This window comes from Polaromonas sp. (assembly GCF_036676035.1).
In the GTDB taxonomy this organism is placed as follows: Bacteria; Pseudomonadota; Gammaproteobacteria; order Burkholderiales; family Burkholderiaceae_C; genus Polaromonas.
This window is the reverse complement of record NZ_JAKFDR010000114.1, coordinates 52,745-72,804: the sequence shown is the minus strand read 5'-3', so window position 1 is coordinate 72,804 and position 20,060 is coordinate 52,745. Positions and strand designations below refer to the sequence as shown.

The 20,060-nt window shown below is 63.2% G+C and carries 17 protein-coding genes and 1 pseudogene; 10 read left to right on the top strand and 8 right to left on the bottom strand.

The genetic code is table 11. The features are described 5' to 3' along the window. Positions 1–35 precede the first annotated feature (35 nt). The 3 genes and pseudogenes from V6M61_RS17745 to V6M61_RS17735 all read left to right on the top strand — a co-directional run. Positions 36–496, top strand: a pseudogene (locus tag V6M61_RS17745) (transposase); the annotation flags it as partial. Positions 497–803: 307 nt separating this feature from the next. Further along, positions 804–1,055: a hypothetical protein gene (locus V6M61_RS17740; protein WP_332777916.1), complete on the top strand. Its 252-nt coding sequence runs from the start codon at positions 804–806 to the stop codon at positions 1,053–1,055. 71 nt (positions 1,056–1,126) lie between these two features. After that, the gene (locus V6M61_RS17735) at positions 1,127–1,693 is read left to right on the top strand and encodes a DUF1439 domain-containing protein (protein ID WP_332777987.1); all 567 of its coding nucleotides are present in this window, start codon (positions 1,127–1,129) and stop codon (positions 1,691–1,693) included. A 151-nt stretch (positions 1,694–1,844) separates the two neighbouring features. On the opposite strand, the gene V6M61_RS17730 is transcribed toward V6M61_RS17735, so the two are convergent. After that, entirely contained in the window at positions 1,845–2,501 is a 657-nt protein-coding gene (locus V6M61_RS17730; protein WP_332777915.1) for a class I SAM-dependent methyltransferase, read from the bottom strand. Positions 2,502–2,671: 170 nt separating this feature from the next. Next, positions 2,672–3,382 (bottom strand): aspartate/glutamate racemase family protein, encoded by a 711-nt coding sequence (locus V6M61_RS17725; RefSeq protein WP_332777914.1) that lies wholly within the window; start codon positions 3,380–3,382, stop codon positions 2,672–2,674. Positions 3,383–3,535: 153 nt separating this feature from the next. Here V6M61_RS17725 and V6M61_RS17720 point away from each other — a divergent pair, with 153 nt between their 5' ends. The 6 genes from V6M61_RS17720 to V6M61_RS17695 all read left to right on the top strand — a co-directional run bounded on the left by V6M61_RS17720 (position 3,536) and on the right by V6M61_RS17695 (position 11,092). Then, complete coding sequence (locus tag V6M61_RS17720) at positions 3,536–4,708, top strand: NAD(P)/FAD-dependent oxidoreductase (RefSeq protein ID WP_332777913.1); 1,173 nt, start codon at positions 3,536–3,538, stop codon at positions 4,706–4,708. Between the two features lie 89 nt (positions 4,709–4,797). Further along, complete coding sequence (locus tag V6M61_RS17715; RefSeq protein WP_332777912.1) at positions 4,798–6,021, top strand: Fic family protein; 1,224 nt, start codon at positions 4,798–4,800, stop codon at positions 6,019–6,021. A 294-nt stretch (positions 6,022–6,315) separates the two neighbouring features. Beyond that, complete coding sequence (locus tag V6M61_RS17710; protein WP_332777911.1) at positions 6,316–6,690, top strand: hypothetical protein; 375 nt, start codon at positions 6,316–6,318, stop codon at positions 6,688–6,690. A gap of 195 nt (positions 6,691–6,885) precedes the next feature. Then, a complete protein-coding gene (locus V6M61_RS17705; RefSeq protein WP_332777910.1) occupies positions 6,886–7,860 on the top strand; it encodes a cytochrome-c peroxidase in 975 nt (324 codons plus the stop codon). Further along, positions 7,857–9,656, top strand: a complete 1,800-nt coding sequence (locus V6M61_RS17700) for a DAHL domain-containing protein (protein WP_332777909.1) — start codon at positions 7,857–7,859, stop codon at positions 9,654–9,656. Before V6M61_RS17705 ends, V6M61_RS17700 begins: the two co-directional genes overlap by 4 nt. Next, complete coding sequence (locus V6M61_RS17695) at positions 9,653–11,092, top strand: sensor histidine kinase (RefSeq protein WP_332777908.1); 1,440 nt, start codon at positions 9,653–9,655, stop codon at positions 11,090–11,092. Before V6M61_RS17700 ends, V6M61_RS17695 begins: the two co-directional genes overlap by 4 nt. Here V6M61_RS17695 and gap read toward each other — a convergent pair. After that, on the bottom strand, positions 11,047–12,045 hold the full coding sequence (gap, locus tag V6M61_RS17690) for a type I glyceraldehyde-3-phosphate dehydrogenase (protein ID WP_332777907.1): 999 nt from the start codon (positions 12,043–12,045) through the stop codon (positions 11,047–11,049). The genes V6M61_RS17695 and gap overlap by 46 nt on opposite strands. Positions 12,046–12,153: 108 nt before the next feature. Next, entirely contained in the window at positions 12,154–14,214 is a 2,061-nt protein-coding gene (tkt, locus tag V6M61_RS17685) for a transketolase (RefSeq protein WP_332777906.1), read from the bottom strand. 179 nt (positions 14,215–14,393) lie between these two features. Between tkt and V6M61_RS17680 the strand changes: the two genes are divergently transcribed. Further along, positions 14,394–14,771 carry an S-adenosylmethionine decarboxylase family protein gene (locus V6M61_RS17680; RefSeq protein WP_332777905.1) on the top strand — a complete coding sequence of 126 codons (378 nt, stop codon included), beginning with the start codon at positions 14,394–14,396 and terminating at the stop codon, positions 14,769–14,771. Between the two features lie 35 nt (positions 14,772–14,806). On the opposite strand, the gene V6M61_RS17675 is transcribed toward V6M61_RS17680, so the two are convergent. From V6M61_RS17675 to V6M61_RS17660, 4 genes are all read right to left on the bottom strand, one after another. Continuing rightward, positions 14,807–16,408 (bottom strand): FAD-dependent oxidoreductase, encoded by a 1,602-nt coding sequence (locus V6M61_RS17675; protein WP_442957805.1) that lies wholly within the window; start codon positions 16,406–16,408, stop codon positions 14,807–14,809. Positions 16,409–16,540: 132 nt separating this feature from the next. Further along, positions 16,541–18,073: a polyamine aminopropyltransferase gene (locus V6M61_RS17670; protein WP_332777904.1), complete on the bottom strand. Its 1,533-nt coding sequence runs from the start codon at positions 18,071–18,073 to the stop codon at positions 16,541–16,543. A 127-nt stretch (positions 18,074–18,200) separates the two neighbouring features. Further along, positions 18,201–18,422, bottom strand: coding sequence for a DUF350 domain-containing protein (locus tag V6M61_RS17665; protein WP_332777903.1), 222 nt, complete (start codon positions 18,420–18,422; stop codon positions 18,201–18,203). 75 nt (positions 18,423–18,497) lie between these two features. Beyond that, complete coding sequence (locus V6M61_RS17660; RefSeq protein ID WP_332777902.1) at positions 18,498–20,012, bottom strand: DUF4178 domain-containing protein; 1,515 nt, start codon at positions 20,010–20,012, stop codon at positions 18,498–18,500. Positions 20,013–20,060 lie beyond the last annotated feature (48 nt).

The following is a 20,060-nucleotide window of genomic DNA, read 5'->3' as shown; positions in this document are numbered from 1 at the left end:
ACAGGCAGGTCATTCTTTTCCTTCAGTCTGTGTAGAGCCGGCGACTGGAACGCGAAGCGCAACGCAACGTCGAGCTGATGTTGCTCCCCGGGCGATTGGCCCCGGACTTCAAAACGATCGCCGACTTTCGCAAGGACCACGGCGATGCCATCCGCAAGGTCTGTCGCGAATTCGTGGTGCTGTGTCGGAGGTTGAAGCTGTTCACCGATGGCATCGCGCCATCGACGGCAGCGAGTTCAAGGCGGTCAACAACCGCGACAAGAACTTCACGAATCGCAAGCTGCGGGCACGCATGCAGCAGCTAGAGCAGAGCATCGCGCTACCTGGCTGAACTGGACCGCGCCGACCGCGATGCATCGACCGTGCCGCCGAGCCGTGACCTCAAGGAGAAGCTCGCCAAGGTCAAAGAACAGATGCGCTCTCTGGGAGAGATCGGCGAGCAGATGAAGAGCAGCGTGACGGACAGCTCTCCATGACTGATCCGGACGCAAAGGCAGGCACCTGGGCTGAATGACCGCATTGGCGAGCACGCCACCACGGGCGCTCAACCGGGTACGCCCGCTGGACCTTGATACCTGCCCGTTCGCGTGCTGATTTTCGACCTGCGTGAACGGCCGGGACTGGCCGGGAGCGTGAGTTCGACACCCGCAAACACCGACACTGCCGGCGCCCCCATAAGTTCTGGAACTTCGAGCGCACCATACTGGCGTCCAACCAGACGCCGCCACGCGGGCGACCCAAGAGCGACAATCGACCCCAACACCCAAGGCAACCTCGCCCTACATCAAGACAAGAGCAGCACCATGACCCAAGACCCGAACCGACAAAACGAATTGAAGAAGATGGCGCTGTGCGATTCATGCGCCGGCATCCAGCGCAACTGGCGCAAGGCCCCCGGGCACCCCGAGCTGGTGCAGGGCGGCAACCGGCAGGAAAAGCGCGGCGGCCATCTGGTCACCATCACCAAGTACCGCTGCGACCGCTGCGGCACCGCATGGGAATACGAGAACGACAAGGCCAACCTCAAGGCGGGTTGGTCGGTGGTGGGTCGATAGTCGGTACGGGCCGATGTGGCAGGGTTGGGGTCAAGCCCGACCCACGGTCCAGCGGAGAAAGAATGACGCGGATGAAATGCAAATGGTTGTTGACCCTGGCCACCTCGATGGCATTGGGCGGGGCCGGTTTGCTGGCCCTGCCGGATGCGCGCGCCCAGCCCAGCTACACGGTATCCAGCGAACAATTGCAGGAGGCCGTGGCGCAGCGGTTCCCGATGCGTTATCCCGTGGCTGGGCTGCTTAATCTTGACCTGCAGGCGCCCCGCCTGCGCCTACTGCCTGACGTGAACCGCCTGGGAACGGAGATGGCCGTTAAAGTGGCCGGCCCGGCCTTGCGGCGCAGCTATGCGGGCACGTTCGACCTGGATTTTGCGCTGCGCTATGAAGCCAGTGACCAGTCGATTCGCGCCCATCAGCTGCGCGTGAATTCGCTGCGCTTTGCCGGTCTGCCACCCGGCCCTTCGGAGCTGCTTGATGCCTATGGCCCGGCACTGGCCGAGCAGGCGCTGCAGGAAGTCATCCTGCACCGGCTGCGCCCGCAGGATTTGATGCTGGCAGACGGCATGGGGCTTGAGCCAGGCGCCATCACGGTTACGGCCAAGGGGTTGGTGATCGGCTTTGTGACGAAGCAGCGCTGAGGGCGCTGACCGCGTTCGGGGCGGCCGGCTCGCTCCTGTATTCATAGCTGCCAACGCCCGTTGTTATTGGGCTATATGTCAATTTTATGCATGGACTTGCCGCCGAATGCCACCAGGCCTGCGCGGGGCGTGTTACCTGAAGAAGTGCCCGCTACGGCGCTTTCGCACTGCCCTCGGGCTTGACCCAGGTGAACACGCGCAACGGCGGCACGTTCACAAGCTCCCACCGCTTGTCAGGCTCGCCGAGATAGGGCGAGACAAAATCGACCACGTGCGCGCGCAGCTGGTAGGCCACAAAGCGGCCGCCGGGTCGCAGCACCTTGGCGATGGTCGCGGCGATTCGGTCGGCGGCTTCGAGCGCCATGGTTGAAAATGGAATGCCCGAGACGATGGCATCCGGCGCCGGCAGGCCCAAGGCGGCCAACAAGTCCTCCAACTGCTCGGCGCTGCCCAGTTCCAGCGTGAAGCGCGGGTCTTGCACCGTGCTGCGCAGGTGCTGGTAAAAGTTGGCGTCGAGCTCTATCGCCAGCAGCCGGGCCGCAAGCGGCATGACGTGCAAGAAGGCAGCGGTGGTGCCACCGATGCCCGGGCCCAGCTCAACCACGGTGTGCGCTTCGGCCACCCGGGCCTCGCGCACCAGCAGCTGCTCCAGCCAGCGCGAGCTCGGCACGATGGAGCCCACCCGAGCCGGGTGGCGCAGAAAGCCGCGAAGAAACTCAACGTCGTCGCGCAGCTGGCCGCTGTGGCGCTGGCGAGGCGGGGGCGTGGCTCGGCCGGTCGGCCGTACTGCTCTGGGTTCGTTCCGCATGGTGGCACTTGCTTGATGGGCTGTGGTTTTTTCAAAAAGTCAAAGCTCTGGAACCCGCCGACGCCGCAAACGGTGGGGTTTCAAAGCGACCCTGTCAAAGATCATGCGACAAGGGCCGCTGCAAGGTCAACTCATTCTGGCGCCGGCCGCGCTGAGGGCCGCTGCGCGTCTCAGGCCGACTGCTTTGCCGTGCCTTGCACCGCCCGGCGCAGCGCCGCCCGCGCCAGCAGGCGCGTGGAGTCCAGCGTCGGCAGCGGAGAATTCGAGTCGTTCATGATCAGCGGGATCTCGGTGCAGCCGAGTACCACGGCGTCGCAGCCCTCGTCTTTCATCCGTGCCATGACCCGCTGAAAGCAGGCGACCGCCTCGGGCTTGAAGACGCCGCACACCAGCTCGTCCATGATGATGTGGTTGATCTCGTCGCGTTCCGCATCGCTCGGGCGCACATACGCCAGTCCGCGCGCCGTGAGCTTTTCCGGGTAGACCTCGCTGTCAACCAGCCAGCGCGTGCCGGTGATGCCGATGCGCTGGAACCCGCGCCGGACGGCCTCGGCGGCGGCGACCTCGGCAATGTGCAGCCAGGGCAGCGGGGACCGCGCCTCGACGTAAGGAAGCGCCTGGTGGATGGTGTTGTCGGGGCAGATCAGGAAGTCGGCGCCGGCTTTCGCAAGCTTGTTGGCGGAGGCGAGCATCAGCTCAGCCACGCCCTGCAGGTCGCCGCGATCGAGGCAGTCCACGTACTCGGCGAGCGAGGGCGTGTGCATAGAGACCTCGGGATGCGCGTGCGCACCGAGCTGCTGCGCGCCTTCAGCGCAGATGGTCTTGTAACAAAGCGCTGCGCCTTCGGCGGAGCAGCCAACAATACCGATGTGTTGGGGCATGACAGTTGTGTTCCATGAAGTGGTGCAGGAGAACCGTTGCGCGCTTGTCGGTGGCGGTTGCCTGTGCTTTGGATTATTGTGGCGGGCGGCGGGGGTTTCAAGGCCCATAGGTAGGATGAGCACCATCCAAGCAGGATGAGGAGTACGGAAAAGATGGGCCAGGCAACACAGAAGGTAGTCATCGTCGGTGGTGGCGTGATAGGCAGCGCGCTCGCCTGCTTTTTGGCAGCACATGCGCGCTTTCGCGGCGAGGTCACCGTGATAGAGCGCGACCCGACTTATGCGCAGGCCTCCTCGGCGCTATCGGCCAGTTCCATACGCCAGCAGTTCTCGGCGCCGGTGAACATTGCGATCTCGCAGTTCGGCATTGAGTTTTTGCGCAACATCAAGCAGCACCTGGCGGTGGACGGGGACGTGCCCGACATCGGACTGACAGAAAAGGGCTATTTGTATTTGGCCACTGAAGCCGGCGCGGCCACCTTGCGCGAGAACCACGCCACCCAGCGTGCGCATAGCGTAGCGGTGGCGCTGCTGGAGCCGGCTGCGCTGCAGCAGCGCTTTCCGTGGCTGCAGGTAGACGACCTGGCGCTGGCCTCGCTGGGACTGGATGGTGAAGGCTGGTTTGACGGCTACGGCTTGCTGATGGCTTTCAAGAACAAGGCGCGCAGCCTGGGTGTGCAGTACGTGAAGGCGCAGGCGACCGGCTTTGCACACAGCCAGGGCCGCGTGAATGCGGTGACGCTGGAAGGCGGCACACAACTGGCGTGCGACTGGGCGGTAAATGCGGCCGGCGCCTGGGCCAGGCCCTTGCTGGCCGGTACCGGGCTGGACTTGCCGGTGTATGGGCGCAAGCGCTGCGTGTATGCGTTTTCCAGCCCCGCGAAGACGCCGGATTGCCCGCTGGTGATTGACCCGAGCGGGCTGTGGTTTCGGCCCGAAGGCAACATCTGGATTTGCGGCCTGCCGCCGCCGCAGGATGACAACGACGTGCCGCTGGAGGTCGACTACGACTTGTTCGACCAGGCCTGGCTGGCGCTGGCGCACCGGGTGCCGGGCTTTGAGGCCGTGCGCATGCAGCGCGCCTGGGCCGGCTACTACGAATACAACACCCATGACCAGAATGCCCTGCTGGGGCCGCACCCGGCCTTGTCCAATTTGCTGCTGGCCAACGGCTTCAGCGGGCACGGCCTGCAGCAGGCGCCGGCGGTGGGGCGCGGCCTGGCCGAATGGATAGCCGATGGCGCCTACACCAGCCTGGACTTGTCGCCGCTGTCGGTGCAAAGGCTGGTGGAGGGGCGGGCCTTGCTGGAGAAGAATGTTATTTAGGGTACAGGTGCCCAGGGTGCAGCGGCGGCTGAGCCGCTTTCTCGCCAATACAGCTCATTTTTTGAGCCGTATTTGCTAAAATACGCATCATGGCCCCTCAAACCTCTTCCTTCAAACAGACCTACCTCTGGCAGCGCCCGGGCTGGCCAGGACTTGTATTTGATGCGGGTGCCCTTGAATACGACCTGAATTTGGCACGCTTGCAGCAGGGCCGCCTTTTGGGGCAGATGGAAGCCATCGGGATGGCAGACGCGCAAGAGGTCACCCGCGAGTTATGGGTTCAGGAAGCCATGGCTACGGCGGCCATTGAAGGAGAAAAACTGGATCTGGAGGCGGTCCGGTCTTCGGTTTATCGCAGGCTAGGCCTGGCAGACTTGCCCACCCACGACCGCGTCGTTGATGGTCTGGTGGAGGTGATGCAAGACGCGACGAACGGCTATCAGTCTGCGCTGGATGAAGACCGTTTATGCCGCTGGCAATCAGCCTTGTTCCCGGGAGGCACGACGGGGATCCGCAGGATTGCGGTTGGGCGATATCGTGACCATGCAGATCCGATGCAGATCGTCAGCGGGCGGCAAGGCCGGGAAGTGGTGCACTACACCGCACCGGCATCAAGCAATGTCGCTGCGGAGATGCGGTTGTATCTGGCATGGTTTGAGGAAACGCGCCCTTCACACCCCACGGCAACACCCCTTTCTCACAGCACACCGGCCCGTTCTGCGCCCTCCGTCAACGGAATTGTCCGCGCAGCCATCGCGCATCTGTGGTTCGAGTCAATTCACCCGTTTGAAGATGGCAATGGCCGGCTGGGCAGGGCGATTGTGGACATGGCGATAGCGCAAGACCTGGGATCGCCCACGCGTTTGTTCGGACTCTCGCGGCAAATGCTGGCGTCAAGAGCGGCGTACTACGACGCGTTGAATCACGCGCAGCTGGGCGATCTGGATGTCACGCCCTGGGTTCAATGGTTTGTGCGTGCTTTCACGGCGTGCTGCATCAAGTCGCAGGCAGTGGTGAAGCAGGCGCTGGAGAAAGCGGCATTCCGGTTACGTGCTTCAGGCATTTCTCTCAATGAACGCCAGAGCAAAATTTTGAGCCGCTTGCTTGAAGCAGGCGACGGCGGCTTTCTGGGTGGGATGACGGCTGACAAATACAGCAAGATCACGGGTGCGTCAAAAGCGACTGCAACCCGTGACCTGTCAGAGTTGCTGCGCAGCGGATTGCTGAGGGTTGAGGGTGTTGGCAAGGCCACGCGGTATGCGGTCAACGTCGAGGGCTGGAACGAGGGCGGCGCAAATAGTACAGACCCTTGATCCGCCCCCATGAAGCTTTTTGACCATTCGCCTCTGGGGTTGCCGTTGCAAGAAACGCTCGCTTTATCAAATCAAAGCCAACGCCTCACGCAGCAAGTCTGCCGTCAGAGGCAAGCCACGCATCTCGAACGCCGCGATGACTCAGCCGTCCGAAAGTAGTGCGACATGCTTTGTCATCCTGAGCGCAGCGAAGGATCTCGGTATGCTGGCAAGATTCTTCGCGTTGCTCAGAATGACAGCATGGGTGGCGTCGCCTTCGTTACGGACTGCTGAGAAAAGTGGAGACAATCAGCCATGAGCTTCGACTTTTACCTGTACCGTGCGGCCGCCGATTCAGGCCCCATGACTGAGTGGAAGGAGAACCGGGCAGAAGCCTTGGGCTCGGCGGATGATGTTCGCCTTCAACTCGCGCAGCTCTTTCCCCTGTTGCGCTGGGAGCAGCATTCCGATGGTTCGTGGAGCGCAACGTCTCCACACGACGGCAATGCACCGCGGGAGCTGGCGCTTCGCGAGACTGAACCCGGCGTTCTTCACTTCGTCGTGGTTTACGCAGGGCCTTCTGTTCTTCGCCAGCTCATGCAGGCGCTGCGGCTCACTCACTGCTGCGCACCCGAATCGGGTGAGATGCGCGATCCCTTTGCGGTGGATGAACAGTGGAAGCCTGTTTGAAACCGTCGGTTTCCGCATCGCAACCCGGCGTTGGAACCGCATCTTCCGGGCAAATGAAATTTTTTCCTACGCGATACTCAAAAGTACGACAATCCGGAAAAAACCTTAGTTACACGATTGATGCCCGTGATTTGATCATATTGAAGCTGGAACCAACAAAGTTGGTAAAAACAACAGGACTGGCAAAAAAGGGCCATGACCATGCAAACAACGACATCGAGCATGTTGAAGTTCGTGATAGTCATCGTGGTCGCCTGGGCATCCCATAGCGCCTCTGCGGCCTTGCTCGATGAGCCGATCCAGCCGGTTCCGCTGACCCTGACGCAGGATCCGACTCGCACCGAAATCGGGCGCCTGCTGTTTCGCGATGCGCGCCTGTCCGGCAATGGCCGCGTGTCTTGCGCCAGCTGTCACGATCTGGGCAAGGGCGGCGTCGATGGTCGCGCGTATTCGATTGGACTGAGTGGCGGACTGACCGGCGTCAACGCCCCGACGGTGCTCAATGCCGCGCTCAATTTCAAGCAGTTCTGGAACGGCCGCGCCGACTCGCTGGAAGCACAAATTGATCACGTCGTGCAGAACCCGGTTGAGATGGGTTCGAAATGGGAAGACGTCGTCCAGAAGGTGTCGCAGGACGCCAGGTACAAGAGCGCATTTGCGCTTGCTTACAAGGACGGGGTCACCAAGGCGAATATCCAGAATGCCATCGCGACTTTCGAGCGGACCCTGATCACGCCCAATTCACGCTTTGACAAATTTCTGCGTGGTGACGCCAACGCCATTTCCGCCCCGGAGAAAGCCGGATATGCCAAGTTCAAGCAGTATGGATGCGTCGCCTGCCACCAGGGCGTGAATGTGGGCGGCAATATGTTTCAGAAGTTTGGCATCATGGGCAACTACTTCGAGAAGCGCGGCAATCCGACGCAGGCCGATCTGGGCCGTTATCTCGTCACCAAGGTGGAAAGCGACAAGTATGTGTTCAAGGTGCCAAGCCTGCGCAACGTCGCGCTCACCGCGCCTTACTTCCACGATGCCTCCGCGAAGACGCTGGAAGATGCCGTTGACATCATGTTCAGGTACCAGCTCGGCCGCGTCGCCTCCAGGGAGGACAAGGAAGCTATCATCAAGTTTTTGGGCACCCTGACCGGTGAACTGGACGCAAAGCCGTGAGAGCGTCCAATCGATTGACCTGGCTGCCGATGGTGGTTGCGACCGCCATACTGATATCCGCCCTGGTTTTGCTTTATGCCAAAACACAGCGCTTTGGTGAGTCAGACTACTTTGAGAATGTCGCCTTGCTACGGCATCTCAAGCAACTGGATGCCAAATGGGAGTTGGACGTTCTGAAGTCCAAGATCGGCATCAACACGCACTACGATCCCCTGGCTGACTCCCTGACCGAGTTGAACCGGCTGCTGGAAAAGCTCACGGCGGACATGGGGGCCCAAGAACACGACGAAGCTGCCGCGTTGGGCGAGGGCCGTGCGGCGCTGTCCCACGTCATCCAGGAAAAAGCCACCCTGATCGAACAATTCAAATCGAACAACGCGGTGCTGCGCAACTCGCTGGTCTTCTTGCCGACTGCGGCAGCAGACATCGAACAGTCGATAGTGCAAACCCGTGAAAGCGCACAGCCGGCAGCCCGGCGCACCTTGATCAGCGTGAACAAGCTGCTGCTCGCCAGCATGCTGTACAGCCAAAGCGCATCGGATGAGCGGGGCGCTGAAATTCAGGCTGGGTTGAGCCAGCTTGAAGCCGCCTCGCAGTCTCTTCCACCGGATATCAGGGAGAGGCTGGCTATTTTCGGCGCGCATGTCCGCACCATCCTGCGCGAGCAAAAGGTCGTCAACCAGCTGCTCGGCAGCATCACTGTCGTGCCGACGGAAACCCGTATCGATGAGCTCAACAACACGTTGAGCGGTGAACAGCGACGTGCTACGGCGCAGAGCGGGCAGTACCGTGAGTACCTGCTGATTTTCTCGGCGGTGCTGGCGGCGCTGCTCCTGTATGCGGCGGTCCGTTTGGTGCGCAGTCACGCCGTGATCAACCGCGTCAACCAGGAACTCCATGGCGCCAATGAAAATCTGGAGCAGCGGGTTCATGAACTGCGCGAAACACAAAGTGAACTGGTCGCCACGGCGCGCCAGGCCGGCATGGCGGAGATGGCCACCAACGTGCTGCACAACGTGGGCAACATCCTCAACGGCGTCAACGTCTCTGCCGACCTGGTCAGCAGCACACTGCGCAGCTCCAGGGCCCAGGGTTTGACGCGGGCCGTGCAATTGATGGACGAGCACACGGCGGACCTGAGCGATTTTCTGACCCTTGACGACAAGGGCAAGATGCTGCCCGGCTACCTGAGCAGGATTGCGCAAGCCCTGGCGCAGGAGCAGCAAGGCATGGCCCAGGAACTGGGGCACCTCACCCGAAGCATCGATCACATCAAGGACGTGGTGGCCACCCAGCAATCCTACGCGGGAGGGTCCAGCCTCGTCGTGCCGGTCCAGATATGCGACCTGGCGGAGGATGCCCTGCAAATGAACGGCGGAGCGCTCGCGCGCCATCAGGTGACCGTGGTCAAGGAGTTTGCGCAGGTGCCGGTGGTGCGGCTCGACCGGGCGCGCGTGCTGCAGATCCTGGTGAACCTGATCAGCAACGCCAAGAACGCCATGGCGAACATGGCGGGCGGATCGCACCAGCTCACGCTGCGTGTGGACATGGTCGGCAGCTCCAGTTTGCGGGTATCCGTCAAGGATGAGGGCGAAGGCATCACGCAGGAGAACCTGACGCGGATCTTCTCGCACGGATTCACCACCCGCAAGGCAGGCCACGGCTTCGGCCTGCACAGCTGCGCGCTGGCGGCCAGGCAGATGGGCGGCACCCTCACGGCCCACAGCGACGGCCCCGGCAAGGGCGCAACTTTCACGCTGGAACTCCCGATCGATACAGCACAGGCCGAACCATGAGCACGCAGCTAAATCACACGCAGCAGAACCGGCACATTTTGCTGGTCGACGACATGCCTTCAATCCATGAGGACTTCCGCAAGATCCTCGCGGCCAGGCCGGCGGCGCGCGATCTGGACGAGGTCGAAGCGGCCCTGTTTGGCCAGGCCGCACCGTCGTCCGGTGACGGCTTCGAACTGGACTCGGCCTACCAGGGGCAGGAAGGCGTGGCCAAGGTCGAAGCCGCTGTTCAGGCCGGCCATCCCTATGCCATGGCCTTTGTGGACATGCGCATGCCCCCGGGCTGGGACGGCGTGGAGACGATAGAGCGGCTTTGGCGCATCGACCCGCAGGTGCAGGTCGTGATCTGCACGGCCTACTCCGACTACCCCTGGGAGGATGTGCAGGCGCGGCTGAACGCGCAGGACCGCCTGCTCATCGTCAAGAAGCCGTTCGACATGATCGAGGTCAGCCAGCTGGCCAGGGCGCTGACCGCCAAATGGGAGCGGACGCGGCAAGCGACGCTGCATATGGGCAGTCTGGAAGAGACCGTGCAGGATCTCACGGAGACCGAAACAGCCCTGCGCCAATCCAACAAGGAGCTCGAGGCATTTGCGTACGCCGTATCGCATGATCTGCGCGCGCCGCTGAGCACCATGAATGCGTTCAGCAATCTCCTGGCCAAGGAACTGGGCGGCCATGCCAGCAAGAAAGTGCAGCATTACCTGTCCAGAATTCAGGCCAGTGCCGTGGTGGGGGCGCAACTGATCGAAGACCTGTTGTCCCTGACTCAGATATCGCGTGCCGAGCTGCACATGGAGCCGGTCGATCTGAGCGCCATCTCGCGCCGGCTCATGGGCGAATACCGCAGCGTTTCTCCGCCGCGCGAAGCGTCCGTCACCATTGAAGATGACTTGCGGGTCCACGGCGACAAGCGCTTGATCCGGATCGCGATGCAGCACCTGCTGGGCAACGCATGGAAGTTCACGTCCCTGCGGACCCATACCGAGATCGAGGTCGGCAGGCTGGGCGGCGCCGACGGCAAAGCGGTGTTCTTCGTGCGAGACAACGGCAGCGGCTTCGACATGGCTTACGCCGGCAAGCTGTTCGGCACCTTCCAGCGGCTCCACGCGGACCATGAGTTTCCCGGAACCGGTGCGGGGCTGGTCACCGTGAGCCGGATTGTCGGCCGGCACGGCGGCCGGGTCTGGGCCGACGCCAAAGTTGGCGAAGGCGCTACGTTTTACTTCACGCTCCCTTCGCCCCCCGGCAACGCCCGCCCGGTGAAAGCCGCACCGACTCACAAGACAACAGCAGCGAGAGCAGCGAGCCATGAGGTGGCATCGCCCAAACGCCGACCCTATAAAAAAACGCGCCCGAAGGCGCGTTTCTTGTTGAAGCCGGCAGCGAATTACTTCGCCACCACCCGCACCATCTCCAGGCACTTGTTCGAGTAGCCCCACTCGTTGTCGTACCAGGCCACGATCTTCACGAAGGTGCCATCCAGCGCGATGCCGGCGTCGGCGTCGAAGATGGAGGTGCGGGCGTCGCCGCGGAAGTCGGTGGCAACGACCTTGTCTTCGGTGTAGCCCAGCACGCCCTTGAGCGCGCCCTGGCTTTGCGCCTTCATCTCGGCGCAGATCTCTTTGTAGCTGGCTTCCTTGTCGAGCTCAACCGTCAGGTCAACCACCGACACATCCGACGTGGGCACGCGGAAGGACATGCCGGTGAGTTTTTTGTTGAGCTCGGGAATCACCACGCCCACGGCCTTGGCGGCGCCGGTGCTGGAGGGGATGATGTTTTCCAGAATGCCGCGGCCGCCGCGCCAGTCTTTGTTGCTGGGGCCGTCCACGGTTTTTTGCGTGGCGGTGGCGGCGTGCACGGTGGTCATCAGGCCGCGCTTGATGCCCCACTTGTCGTTGAGCACCTTGGCCACGGGCGCCAGGGCGTTGGTGGTGCAGGAGGCATTGGAGACGATGACCTGGCCGGCGTAGGTCTTGTCGTTGACGCCGTAGACAAACATGGGGGTGTCATCTTTGGACGGGGCCGAGATGATGACTTTTTTGGCGCCGGCCGTCAGGTGCTTCTCTGCGGAGGCCTTGTCCAGGAACAGGCCGGTGGACTCGATCACGACATCAGCGCCGACTTCGTTCCACTTCAGGTTGGCGGGGTCGCGCTCTTGCGTGAGGCGGATTTTTTTGCCGTTGACGAAGAGGGCGCCACCCTCGACCGCGACATCGCCCTTGAAACGGCCATGCACCGAGTCGTACTGCAGCATGTAGGCGAGGTAGTCGGGCTCGAGCAGGTCGTTGATGCCGACGATTTCGATGTCGCTGAAGTTTTGCACGGCTGCGCGAAGCACGTTGCGTCCGATGCGGCCGAAGCCGTTAATGCCAATCTTGATAGTCATTTGCTTTTGCTCCTGAATGATGAATCTGTAGTGATGTCATTGCGGACTTGATCCGCAATCCATGGTGGTAAAAGGTGATGCCGCCTCATTCGCTGCATGGATCCCGGGTCAAGCCCGGGATGACACGCCCTTGGACAGCACGGCCTGCACCGTCTCGGCCACGTTCTCCGGCGTGAAACCGAAGTGCTTGAACAGCGCGGGGGCGGGCGCGGACTCGCCGTAGGTGTCTATGCCCACCACGGCGGCGCAGCCGTATTTCCACCAGCCGTCGGTCACACCCATCTCGACCGCGATGCGCGGAATGCCGGCGGGCAGCACCTCGGTTTTGTAGGCTGCATCCTGTTTGTCAAAAGTGGTGTTGCTCGGCATGGAAACTACGCGAACAGCTATCTTTTTGGCAGCAAGCAGTTCCTGCGCCTTGAGCGCCAGCTGCACTTCGGAGCCGGTGGCGATGATCACGGCCTGGGCTTTTTTGTTCAGGCCCACCTCGGCGGGCTCGGCCAGCACGTAAGCGCCTTTGCTGACTTCGCCGAGGTCGCTCTTGGGCGCGTAAGGCAGGTTTTGGCGGCTGAGCAGCAAGGCCGTCGGCTTGTTTTTGTTTTGCAGCGCCACGGCCCAGGCCACCGCCGTTTCGGCCGTGTCGGCGGGGCGCCAGACGTCCAGGTTGGGGATCAGGCGCAGGCTGGCGGCGTGCTCGATCGACTGGTGCGTCGGGCCGTCTTCGCCCAGGCCGATGGAGTCGTGCGTGAACACATGCACCACGCGTATCTTCATCAGCGCGGCCATGCGGATGGCGTTGCGGCTGTAGTCGCTGAAGGTCAGGAAGGTGCCACCGTAGGGGATGAAACCGCCATGCAGCGCAATGCCGTTCATGATGGCGGCCATGCCGAACTCGCGCACGCCGTAGTTGATGTGGCGCCCGCCGATCTGGCTGCCGTTGGCTGCCTCGGTCTGCACCACGTCGCCGTTCAGGTCGAAGCGCAGGCTGGGCGTTGACTTGGTGTTGGTGAGGTTGGAGCCGGTCAGGTCGGCGGAGCCGCCCAGCATCTCGGGCAGGCCGGCGGTGAAGGCTTCGAGGGCAATTTGCGAGGCCTTGCGCGAGGCCACGGTTTCGGTCCGGGTGTGCGCGCCGATTACCGTATCAACAGCCAGCTGCGAAAAGCGCTTGGGCAGTTCGCCCTTCATGCGGCGTGTGAATTCCGCGGCCAGTTCTGGATGGGCGGTTTTGTAGGCGGCAAATTTCACGTCCCAGGCCGTCTCTGCGGCGAGGCCGGCGGCCTTGGCGTCCCAGGCGTCGTAGGTCTCTTTGGGAATCTCGAACGGGATGTGCGGCCAGTTCAGTTCGTCGCGCGTGAGCTTGATCTCTTCGGCGCCCAGCGGCTCGCCATGGGCCTTGGCGGTGTTGGCGCGGTTCGGCGAGCCTTTGCCGATGTGGGTCTTGCAGACGATCAGCGTGGGCTTGTCGGTGCTCTTTTTCGCCTCAAGAATGGCGTTTGACACGGCTTCTGCGTCGTGGCCGTCGAGGGGGCCAATCACGTTCCAGCCGTAGGCGGCGAAGCGCAGCGGCGTGTTGTCGATGAACCAGGGCGCGACCTGGCCGTCGATCGAGATGCCGTTGTCGTCGTACAGGGCAATCAGCTTGCCCAGCTTCCAGGCGCCGGCGAGGGCTGCGGCTTCGTGGCTGATGCCTTCCATCAGGCAGCCGTCGCCCATGAACACATAGGTGTGGTGGTCGACGACGTCATGGCCTTCGCGGTTGAACTCTTTGGCCAGCAGCTTTTCTGCCAGCGCCATGCCGACCGCGTTAGTCAGGCCCTGGCCCAGCGGGCCGGTGGTGGTTTCCACGCCGGGGGTGTAGCCAAACTCCGGGTGGCCCGGGGTTTTGCTGTGCAGCTGGCGGAAGTTTTTCAGCTCGCTCATCGGCAGCTTGTAGCCGGTCAGGTGCAGCAGGGCGTAAATCAGCATGGAGCCGTGGCCGTTGGACAGCACAAAGCGGTCGCGGTCAAACCATTGGGGGTTGTGCGGGCTGTGCTTGAGGTGCCGGCCCCACAGTGCCACGGCCATGTCGGCCATGCCCATGGGGGCGCCGGGGTGGCCCGAATTGGCTTGTTGTACAGCGTCCATTGCGAGCGCGCGGATCGCATTCGCCATTAATTCAGTAGTGGCCATCAGGCAAAGCTCCGGGAAGTTCTGGGAAATAAGGGGAAAAAAGAGGCTTAATCCGCTATTTTACCGGGGGTGCGGGTTTCCCCCGGGTTTGGGGGAGTTTGGGGATGGTTGGGAGCGTTTTGGGGATAGGCTGGGCTTTGGCCCCGCAGATGTTTGAAAGTGTTTTAAAGTCCTCCCTTATGCAAGGCCTGCACCTCACAGCCGATCTCCATGACTGCCGCTGCGAAGCGGCCTGGCTGACCGATGCTGCGCAACTGGGCGACTGGTGCGTCCGGGCCGTGCACGCCGTCGGCCTGCAGCCGGTCAACAAGCTGTTTCACACCTTCCCCGCCACAGAGCATGGCCCGGGGGGCATCACGGCCACCGTGCTGCTGGCCGAGTCGCACCTGTGCGTGCACACCTGGCCCGAGCAAAAAGCCGTGACGCTGGACGTGTATGTCTGCAATTTCAGCGGCGACCACTCGGCCAAGGCGCGCGGCTTGATGCAGGCGCTAGTGGACCGCTTTGCGCCCGAGTGGACCGAGCAGCGCTCGCTGGACCGGGGTAATGAATCGTGAATAAGCCAATGAGCGGCGAGGCGTACGCGGCTTGATCAGCCCAGCGCCATGGCGCGCAGGTGGCCCTGGGTAAACGCCTCCTCAAAGACCGAATAGCCCGACAGGTCGCTGTGTGCGAAATGCAGGCGCTGCCAGGGGGCCGGCTGCGCGCCTTGCAGCGCCGCCAGCGCCGCACTGCTGCGAATACCGGGCACCGGGGTGCTCATGGCATGGCCGTAGCGCATGATGTCCATGCGCGTGGCCTTGGCACGCAAATCGGGGTGCGGCACCGACAGCTCTTCGAGCACGGCATCGCGCCAATGCGTCCAGGGCTGCTCATACAGGCTTTGGCGTTGTGCCGGGTCCAGGCCAAAGGCGCGGTAACAAGTCAGCACGGTCGCGCCGGGCACAGTCCGCAGGCTCTGGTGCATGGCGTCTACATAACCCAGCCCCTGGGCCGTGGCCCGCTCGTCATACATCACGTTGTCCCAGCTCGGCGCTGCGCCGGGCCGGTCGTGCAGCGCGGCCTTGATGTGGATATTGGCCACCAGCCAGGGCGCGTAACACAGGCGGGCCGCGGCCTCGCGCAGGGCGGGCGGCGGGTTTTCCAGCACCCGCGCGGCCACAAACAGCGGCAAGGCCAGGATGCAATGGTCGGCCTGCCAGCGCTCAAGGCTTTGGGTCGCCGCATCGAAGGCATCAATCTCCACGCCGTGTTTGCCAGCCGCCACGCGCATCACCACCCGGCCGGCCAGCAGCCGCTCGCCCAGCGGGGCGGCCAGGCGCTGCGTCAACCAGGCATTGCCTTGCGGCCAGGCCAGCACGGCGGACTCGCGCTCGACACGCTCGCCCAGCTCAACACCGGGTGGATGAAAACCGTGGCGGCTGGCGAAGTAGTGAATGCCGGCCCAAGCCGACACCGTGGCGATGCCGGCGCCGTAGTCGTCGCGGCAGCAATAGTCCAGGTACCAGCGTAGGTGCGGCTCCAGCAGCTGGTTTTGGCCCAGCCATGCTTCAAAAGTGATAGCGTCCAGCGCCCTGTGCACGGGGAGCAGGGGCATTTTTGATACGGGAATGGTGAATCGGCCGGCGCGCGCAAGGTCCTGAACCCGTTGGGCAAAGCGCTGGTACGCCGCCAGCGCTTGCGGGCCGACACCCTGCAGCGGCAGCAGGCCTTCCTGCCACTGCCCCTTGAAAAACAGGCGCTCCTGCGGACTGTGGCACAGGTGACGCTCGTCGTAGCTCCAGCGGCCCGCCACGCGCTGGCGCAGGCCCAGCTCTTCCAGCAAGTCCTGCACCTCCGGGGCATCATCGCCGGGCACCGGCAGGTAGTGGGCGCCCAGCGGACAGGGGATGCCATGGACCTGGCCACCCCGGCTGTTGCCGCCCGCCGTGTCTTCCAGCTCGAGCAGGGTGAAGTCGTGGATGCCGCGCAGGCGCAGCGCACGCGCCGCCGCCAGGCCGGCGACCCCACCGCCGGCAATCAGCACGCGGGTGCGGCGGGTTTTTGAAGGCGCCGGCCAGCCGGTCTTGTCACGCAGCGCATGGCCGCGCTGGTGGCTCACTCCGACAAAACCGCCTTCGATGTGAAGCGGCTTGTCGCAGCCGGCCAGGCCCATGGGCAGAGCAGAGGCCGCCAAAAAGTCACGCCGCTTCACGGTGTTGCACCTTCACCCTTTGGGGGAAGGCTGGGATGGGGGCTGCCAGCAATGGTGATGCTGCCGGCCCTCACCCAACCCTCTCCCAGAGGGAGAAGAAGAGGGACAGGGAGCTGAAACCCGAATCCCTCATCAATGTGTCACCTTGCCCCATTCCTGCTCGTAGGTATGCACCAGCGCCTGGTTGGACAGGCGGTTCACCTCGGCAGGGACGCGCGCCATGTCTTGCGGAAAATCAAACAGCGCGGGCAGGGTTTGAAGGTTAAGGAATTGAAGATCCGGGGGCAGCATGCCGGCCTGTTTGAAAGGCCGGCGGCTGGCCACCACAAAACCCCACTCGCCAAAGCTCGGCACATTGGCGTGGTAGGGCGCGGTCTGCAGCCCCACCGACTCGATGGTGCCCACCACCGTCCAGAAACTCTTGCGCGCCACCAGCGGCGACGTGGTCTGGATCACGGCATAGCCGCTGGCGGCCAGATGCCGGTCGAGCAGGGCATAAAACGAGTTGGTGTAGAGCTTGCCGATAGCAAAATTGGTGGGGTCGGGGAAGTCAACAATCACCACGTCGAAGGTGTCGGTGCTGCGGTCCAGCCACTGGAAGGCATCGGCGTTGACGATGGTCAGCCTGGGCGACTTCAGGGCGTCGCCATTGAGCCGGGTCAAGGCTTCTTGCCGGGAAAACAGCGTCGTCATCGCCGGGTCGAGCTCGACCAGGGTCACGCTTTCCACGCTGGCGTATTTGAGCACCTCGCGCACCGCCATGCCGTCGCCGCCACCAAGCACCGCCACTTTTTTGGGCGCGCCATGGGCGCTCATGACCGGGTGCACCAGGGCCTCGTGGTAGCGGTATTCGTCACGCTCGGCAAACTGCAGGTTGCCGTTGAGGAACAGCCGGTGCCCGGTTTTGCCGCTGGTCACCACAATGCGCTGGTAGGGCGTGCTGGCCGTAAAAACAATGCGGTCCTGGTAAAAATGATCTTCGGCCAGCGTGGTGATCTGGTCCGCCGCCGCCAAGCCGGCCGCCAGCGCGCCCAGCGTCAGCCCACAGGCCACGGCGTGCGCGCGCCATTGCCGCAACTCATGGCGAAACAGCCAGAGCGCCCACAGGGCAACGGCGGCGTTCATCAGCCCAAACAGCAGGCCGGTGCGAATCAGGCCCAGCTGCGGCACCAGCACCAGCGGAAAAGCCAGCGACACCGCCAGCGCGCCCAGGTAGTCGAAGGTGAGCACCTGTGAGACCAGCTCCTTGAGGGCCACATTGCGCTTGAGAATGCGCATGACCAGCGGAATCTCCAGCCCGACCAGCGTGCCGACCGCCAGCACCAGCGCGTACAGCAGAAACCGGAAAGCCCCCGGCGCGTAGGCATTTGCTATAAAAAGAATAGCTGGTAGCGCACCACCCACCAGGGCCACCAGCAGTTCTATGCGCAAGAAGTGGGCGGGCAACTGGCGCTCGAAAAACCGCGACAGCCAGGAGCCGGCGCCCATGGCAAACAGGTAGGTGCCGATGATGGTGGAAAACTGCAGCACCGAGTCGCCCAGCAGGTAGGACGCGATGGCCCCCGCCGCCAGCTCGTAAAGCAGGCCGCAGGCCGCCACCACGAAGACGCTGGCGAGCAGCGCGACTTCGAGCGGGCGGGGTGGTGAGGAGTCCTGGGAAGTCAAAGCGATATTAGGGCGTAGCGAGCGGGCCGCGGGCAAGGCGGACGGAGCACAGGAACCGGAGCGTACCTTCGGGTACGTGAGGATTCCGCGCACCGGACCAACGCAGCCCCCGGCCCGCGCAGTAGCTCTAACCGTGGATGGCGGCGGCTACTATGATGGAGATGCCCAAGCTCATGGCCGCCACCACCAGGCCAAGCGCCATGTTCTGTTTTTCAACCAGCTCTTCCCAGAGCTTGTAGGGCGTGATCTTGTCGATGATGACAAAACTCAGCCAGAACACGGCCACGCCTATCAGCGCGAACAGGATGGAGCCGAGGAAAGCGGCGGGTTTGAGCCATTCAAGTCCCATGATGATCTCCAGAAAAAAACGTTGATACCGATCGGTGCCTTGCTTGCGTTATTTGCGTTATTTGCGTCACTGGTTTCACTTGTGCCCTCCGCCACCGGAGAAACCACCATAGGAGCCGCCCGAGGTGCGGCTGCCCGACGATGAACAGTTTTCCACATTCGGATCGCAGCGGGAACAGCGGCCGATCAGAAGGAGGAAGACCAGAATCAGCACGATCACAACCATCACGGTGACGCAACCCATGCCCGACGCACTGCTCAGGGGCTGGGCATCCGCCCGCTTGAACAGCGCCTCTTTGCCGTCCAGCTTGAAGGCTTTGGCCACGGCATCGCCTTCGAGCCTGCTGCCGCTGGACCAGGTCACTTCGCTGGCCGCTTCCTCCTGGGACAGCAGCGACTTGCCGCTGGCGAAGTCGCGGTTGAAGGTTTTTTCACCGCGCTCCACGCGCCAGTAAAACTCGCCCGCCACGTAGTTGGTTTCTGCATGGTAGCTGCTTTGCAGCTGGTAGCTCGCGCCCAGGTAGCTGGCGCTTTGCTCGCCGGTCTTCAGCGTGGGCGCGCCGGTCGTGGGCTTGACCATGCTCCAGCCATCCTCGGCATCGACCAGAAAGGCGAAGCCGCGCTTGCGGTTGTACAGGAGGTACTCGTCCCAGCCGAAGTGTTCGTCGCTGTCGCCGGGCTCATGCCCCATGCGGTGCTGAAAGCCGACGACCTGCCAGGCCACGCCCTGCAACTGGCCGGTGCTGCCCAGCGCAATCAGGGGGCTGACGGGCTCGTGCTGGATGGCGTGCTTGAGCCCGGCGCCCAGGCCTTGCGACAGATCAATGAGGCTGTTGCAGGCTTTGCAGGTGATGCTTTTGCTGGTGGCCAGGCTGACCTCGACCTGCGCGCCGCAGTTGGGGCAGCTGAACTGCCGGCCTTTTTCTTCCTTGGCCGACTCATCGCGCAGGCCGGTGAGCTGGAGGTCATCCAGCAGCACCGCGCGGCCCAGCGACAAGGCCGGCGCGGCCCCTGCCAGGGCCGGGCCATAGTCAATGCTCAGCACCTCGCCTTCGGTGCTGCGCAACTCCACCATGGCAAAAGGCACGCCCAGCGCCGGCAGGCGGGGCAGCTCGCCCTGCGCCGACAGCAGCGACACCTGCTCGTTGGACGCAACGCTGAAGGGCTTGGCGTTGATGGCGGTGGTGACTCCGACGCGGAACTGCGCCGCTGCCGGAACCTCGCGCTGCAGGCTGGTCGGCACGGTGAACACGTAGGCGCCGTTGTCTTCGCTGAGAAAGGCCGTGCTGCCGTCGTCGAACAAGGCATGCCACTCGGTCCAGGTGCCCTTGCCATATTTGTACTGCAGGCGGCCCACCAGGGTGAAAGGGCGCTTCTGGAAGACGCCCGAAGCCAGCAGCTGCAGCGGACTGAAGTCATGGAAGACCTCGGCCATCTTGCCGATGCGCGACAGCGTGTCGCCGTCGCGCATCACGGTGCTCTGGCAGTAGCCGCACACCGCGTGCGTGGACTGCGCGCTGCGGAATTCAACCGGCGCGCCGCAGCCAGGGCAGGGGGCGCGGTAGGCGCGTTGGGGGGAAGGGTTCGCCACGTCGTGCAACACCCCCGTTCAGGCTGAGCTTGTCGAAGCCTTCGACAG

Excerpts from the sequence above, each read along its gene's own strand:
- V6M61_RS17740 (WP_332777916.1), top strand. The coding sequence starts at position 804 with ATGACCCAAGACCCGAACCGACAAAACGAATTGAAGAAGATGGCGCTG.
- V6M61_RS17735 (WP_332777987.1), top strand. The coding sequence starts at position 1,127 with ATGAAATGCAAATGGTTGTTGACCCTGGCCACCTCGATGGCATTGGGC.
- V6M61_RS17730 (WP_332777915.1), bottom strand. The coding sequence starts at position 2,501 with ATGCGGAACGAACCCAGAGCAGTACGGCCGACCGGCCGAGCCACGCCC.
- V6M61_RS17725 (WP_332777914.1), bottom strand. The coding sequence starts at position 3,382 with ATGCCCCAACACATCGGTATTGTTGGCTGCTCCGCCGAAGGCGCAGCG.
- V6M61_RS17720 (WP_332777913.1), top strand. The coding sequence starts at position 3,536 with ATGGGCCAGGCAACACAGAAGGTAGTCATCGTCGGTGGTGGCGTGATA.
- V6M61_RS17715 (WP_332777912.1), top strand. The coding sequence starts at position 4,798 with ATGGCCCCTCAAACCTCTTCCTTCAAACAGACCTACCTCTGGCAGCGC.
- V6M61_RS17710 (WP_332777911.1), top strand. The coding sequence starts at position 6,316 with ATGAGCTTCGACTTTTACCTGTACCGTGCGGCCGCCGATTCAGGCCCC.
- V6M61_RS17705 (WP_332777910.1), top strand. The coding sequence starts at position 6,886 with ATGACCATGCAAACAACGACATCGAGCATGTTGAAGTTCGTGATAGTC.
- V6M61_RS17695 (WP_332777908.1), top strand. The coding sequence starts at position 9,653 with ATGAGCACGCAGCTAAATCACACGCAGCAGAACCGGCACATTTTGCTG.
- gap (WP_332777907.1), bottom strand. The coding sequence starts at position 12,045 with ATGACTATCAAGATTGGCATTAACGGCTTCGGCCGCATCGGACGCAAC.
- tkt (WP_332777906.1), bottom strand. The coding sequence starts at position 14,214 with ATGGCCACTACTGAATTAATGGCGAATGCGATCCGCGCGCTCGCAATG.
- V6M61_RS17680 (WP_332777905.1), top strand. The coding sequence starts at position 14,394 with ATGCAAGGCCTGCACCTCACAGCCGATCTCCATGACTGCCGCTGCGAA.
- V6M61_RS17665 (WP_332777903.1), bottom strand. The coding sequence starts at position 18,422 with ATGGGACTTGAATGGCTCAAACCCGCCGCTTTCCTCGGCTCCATCCTG.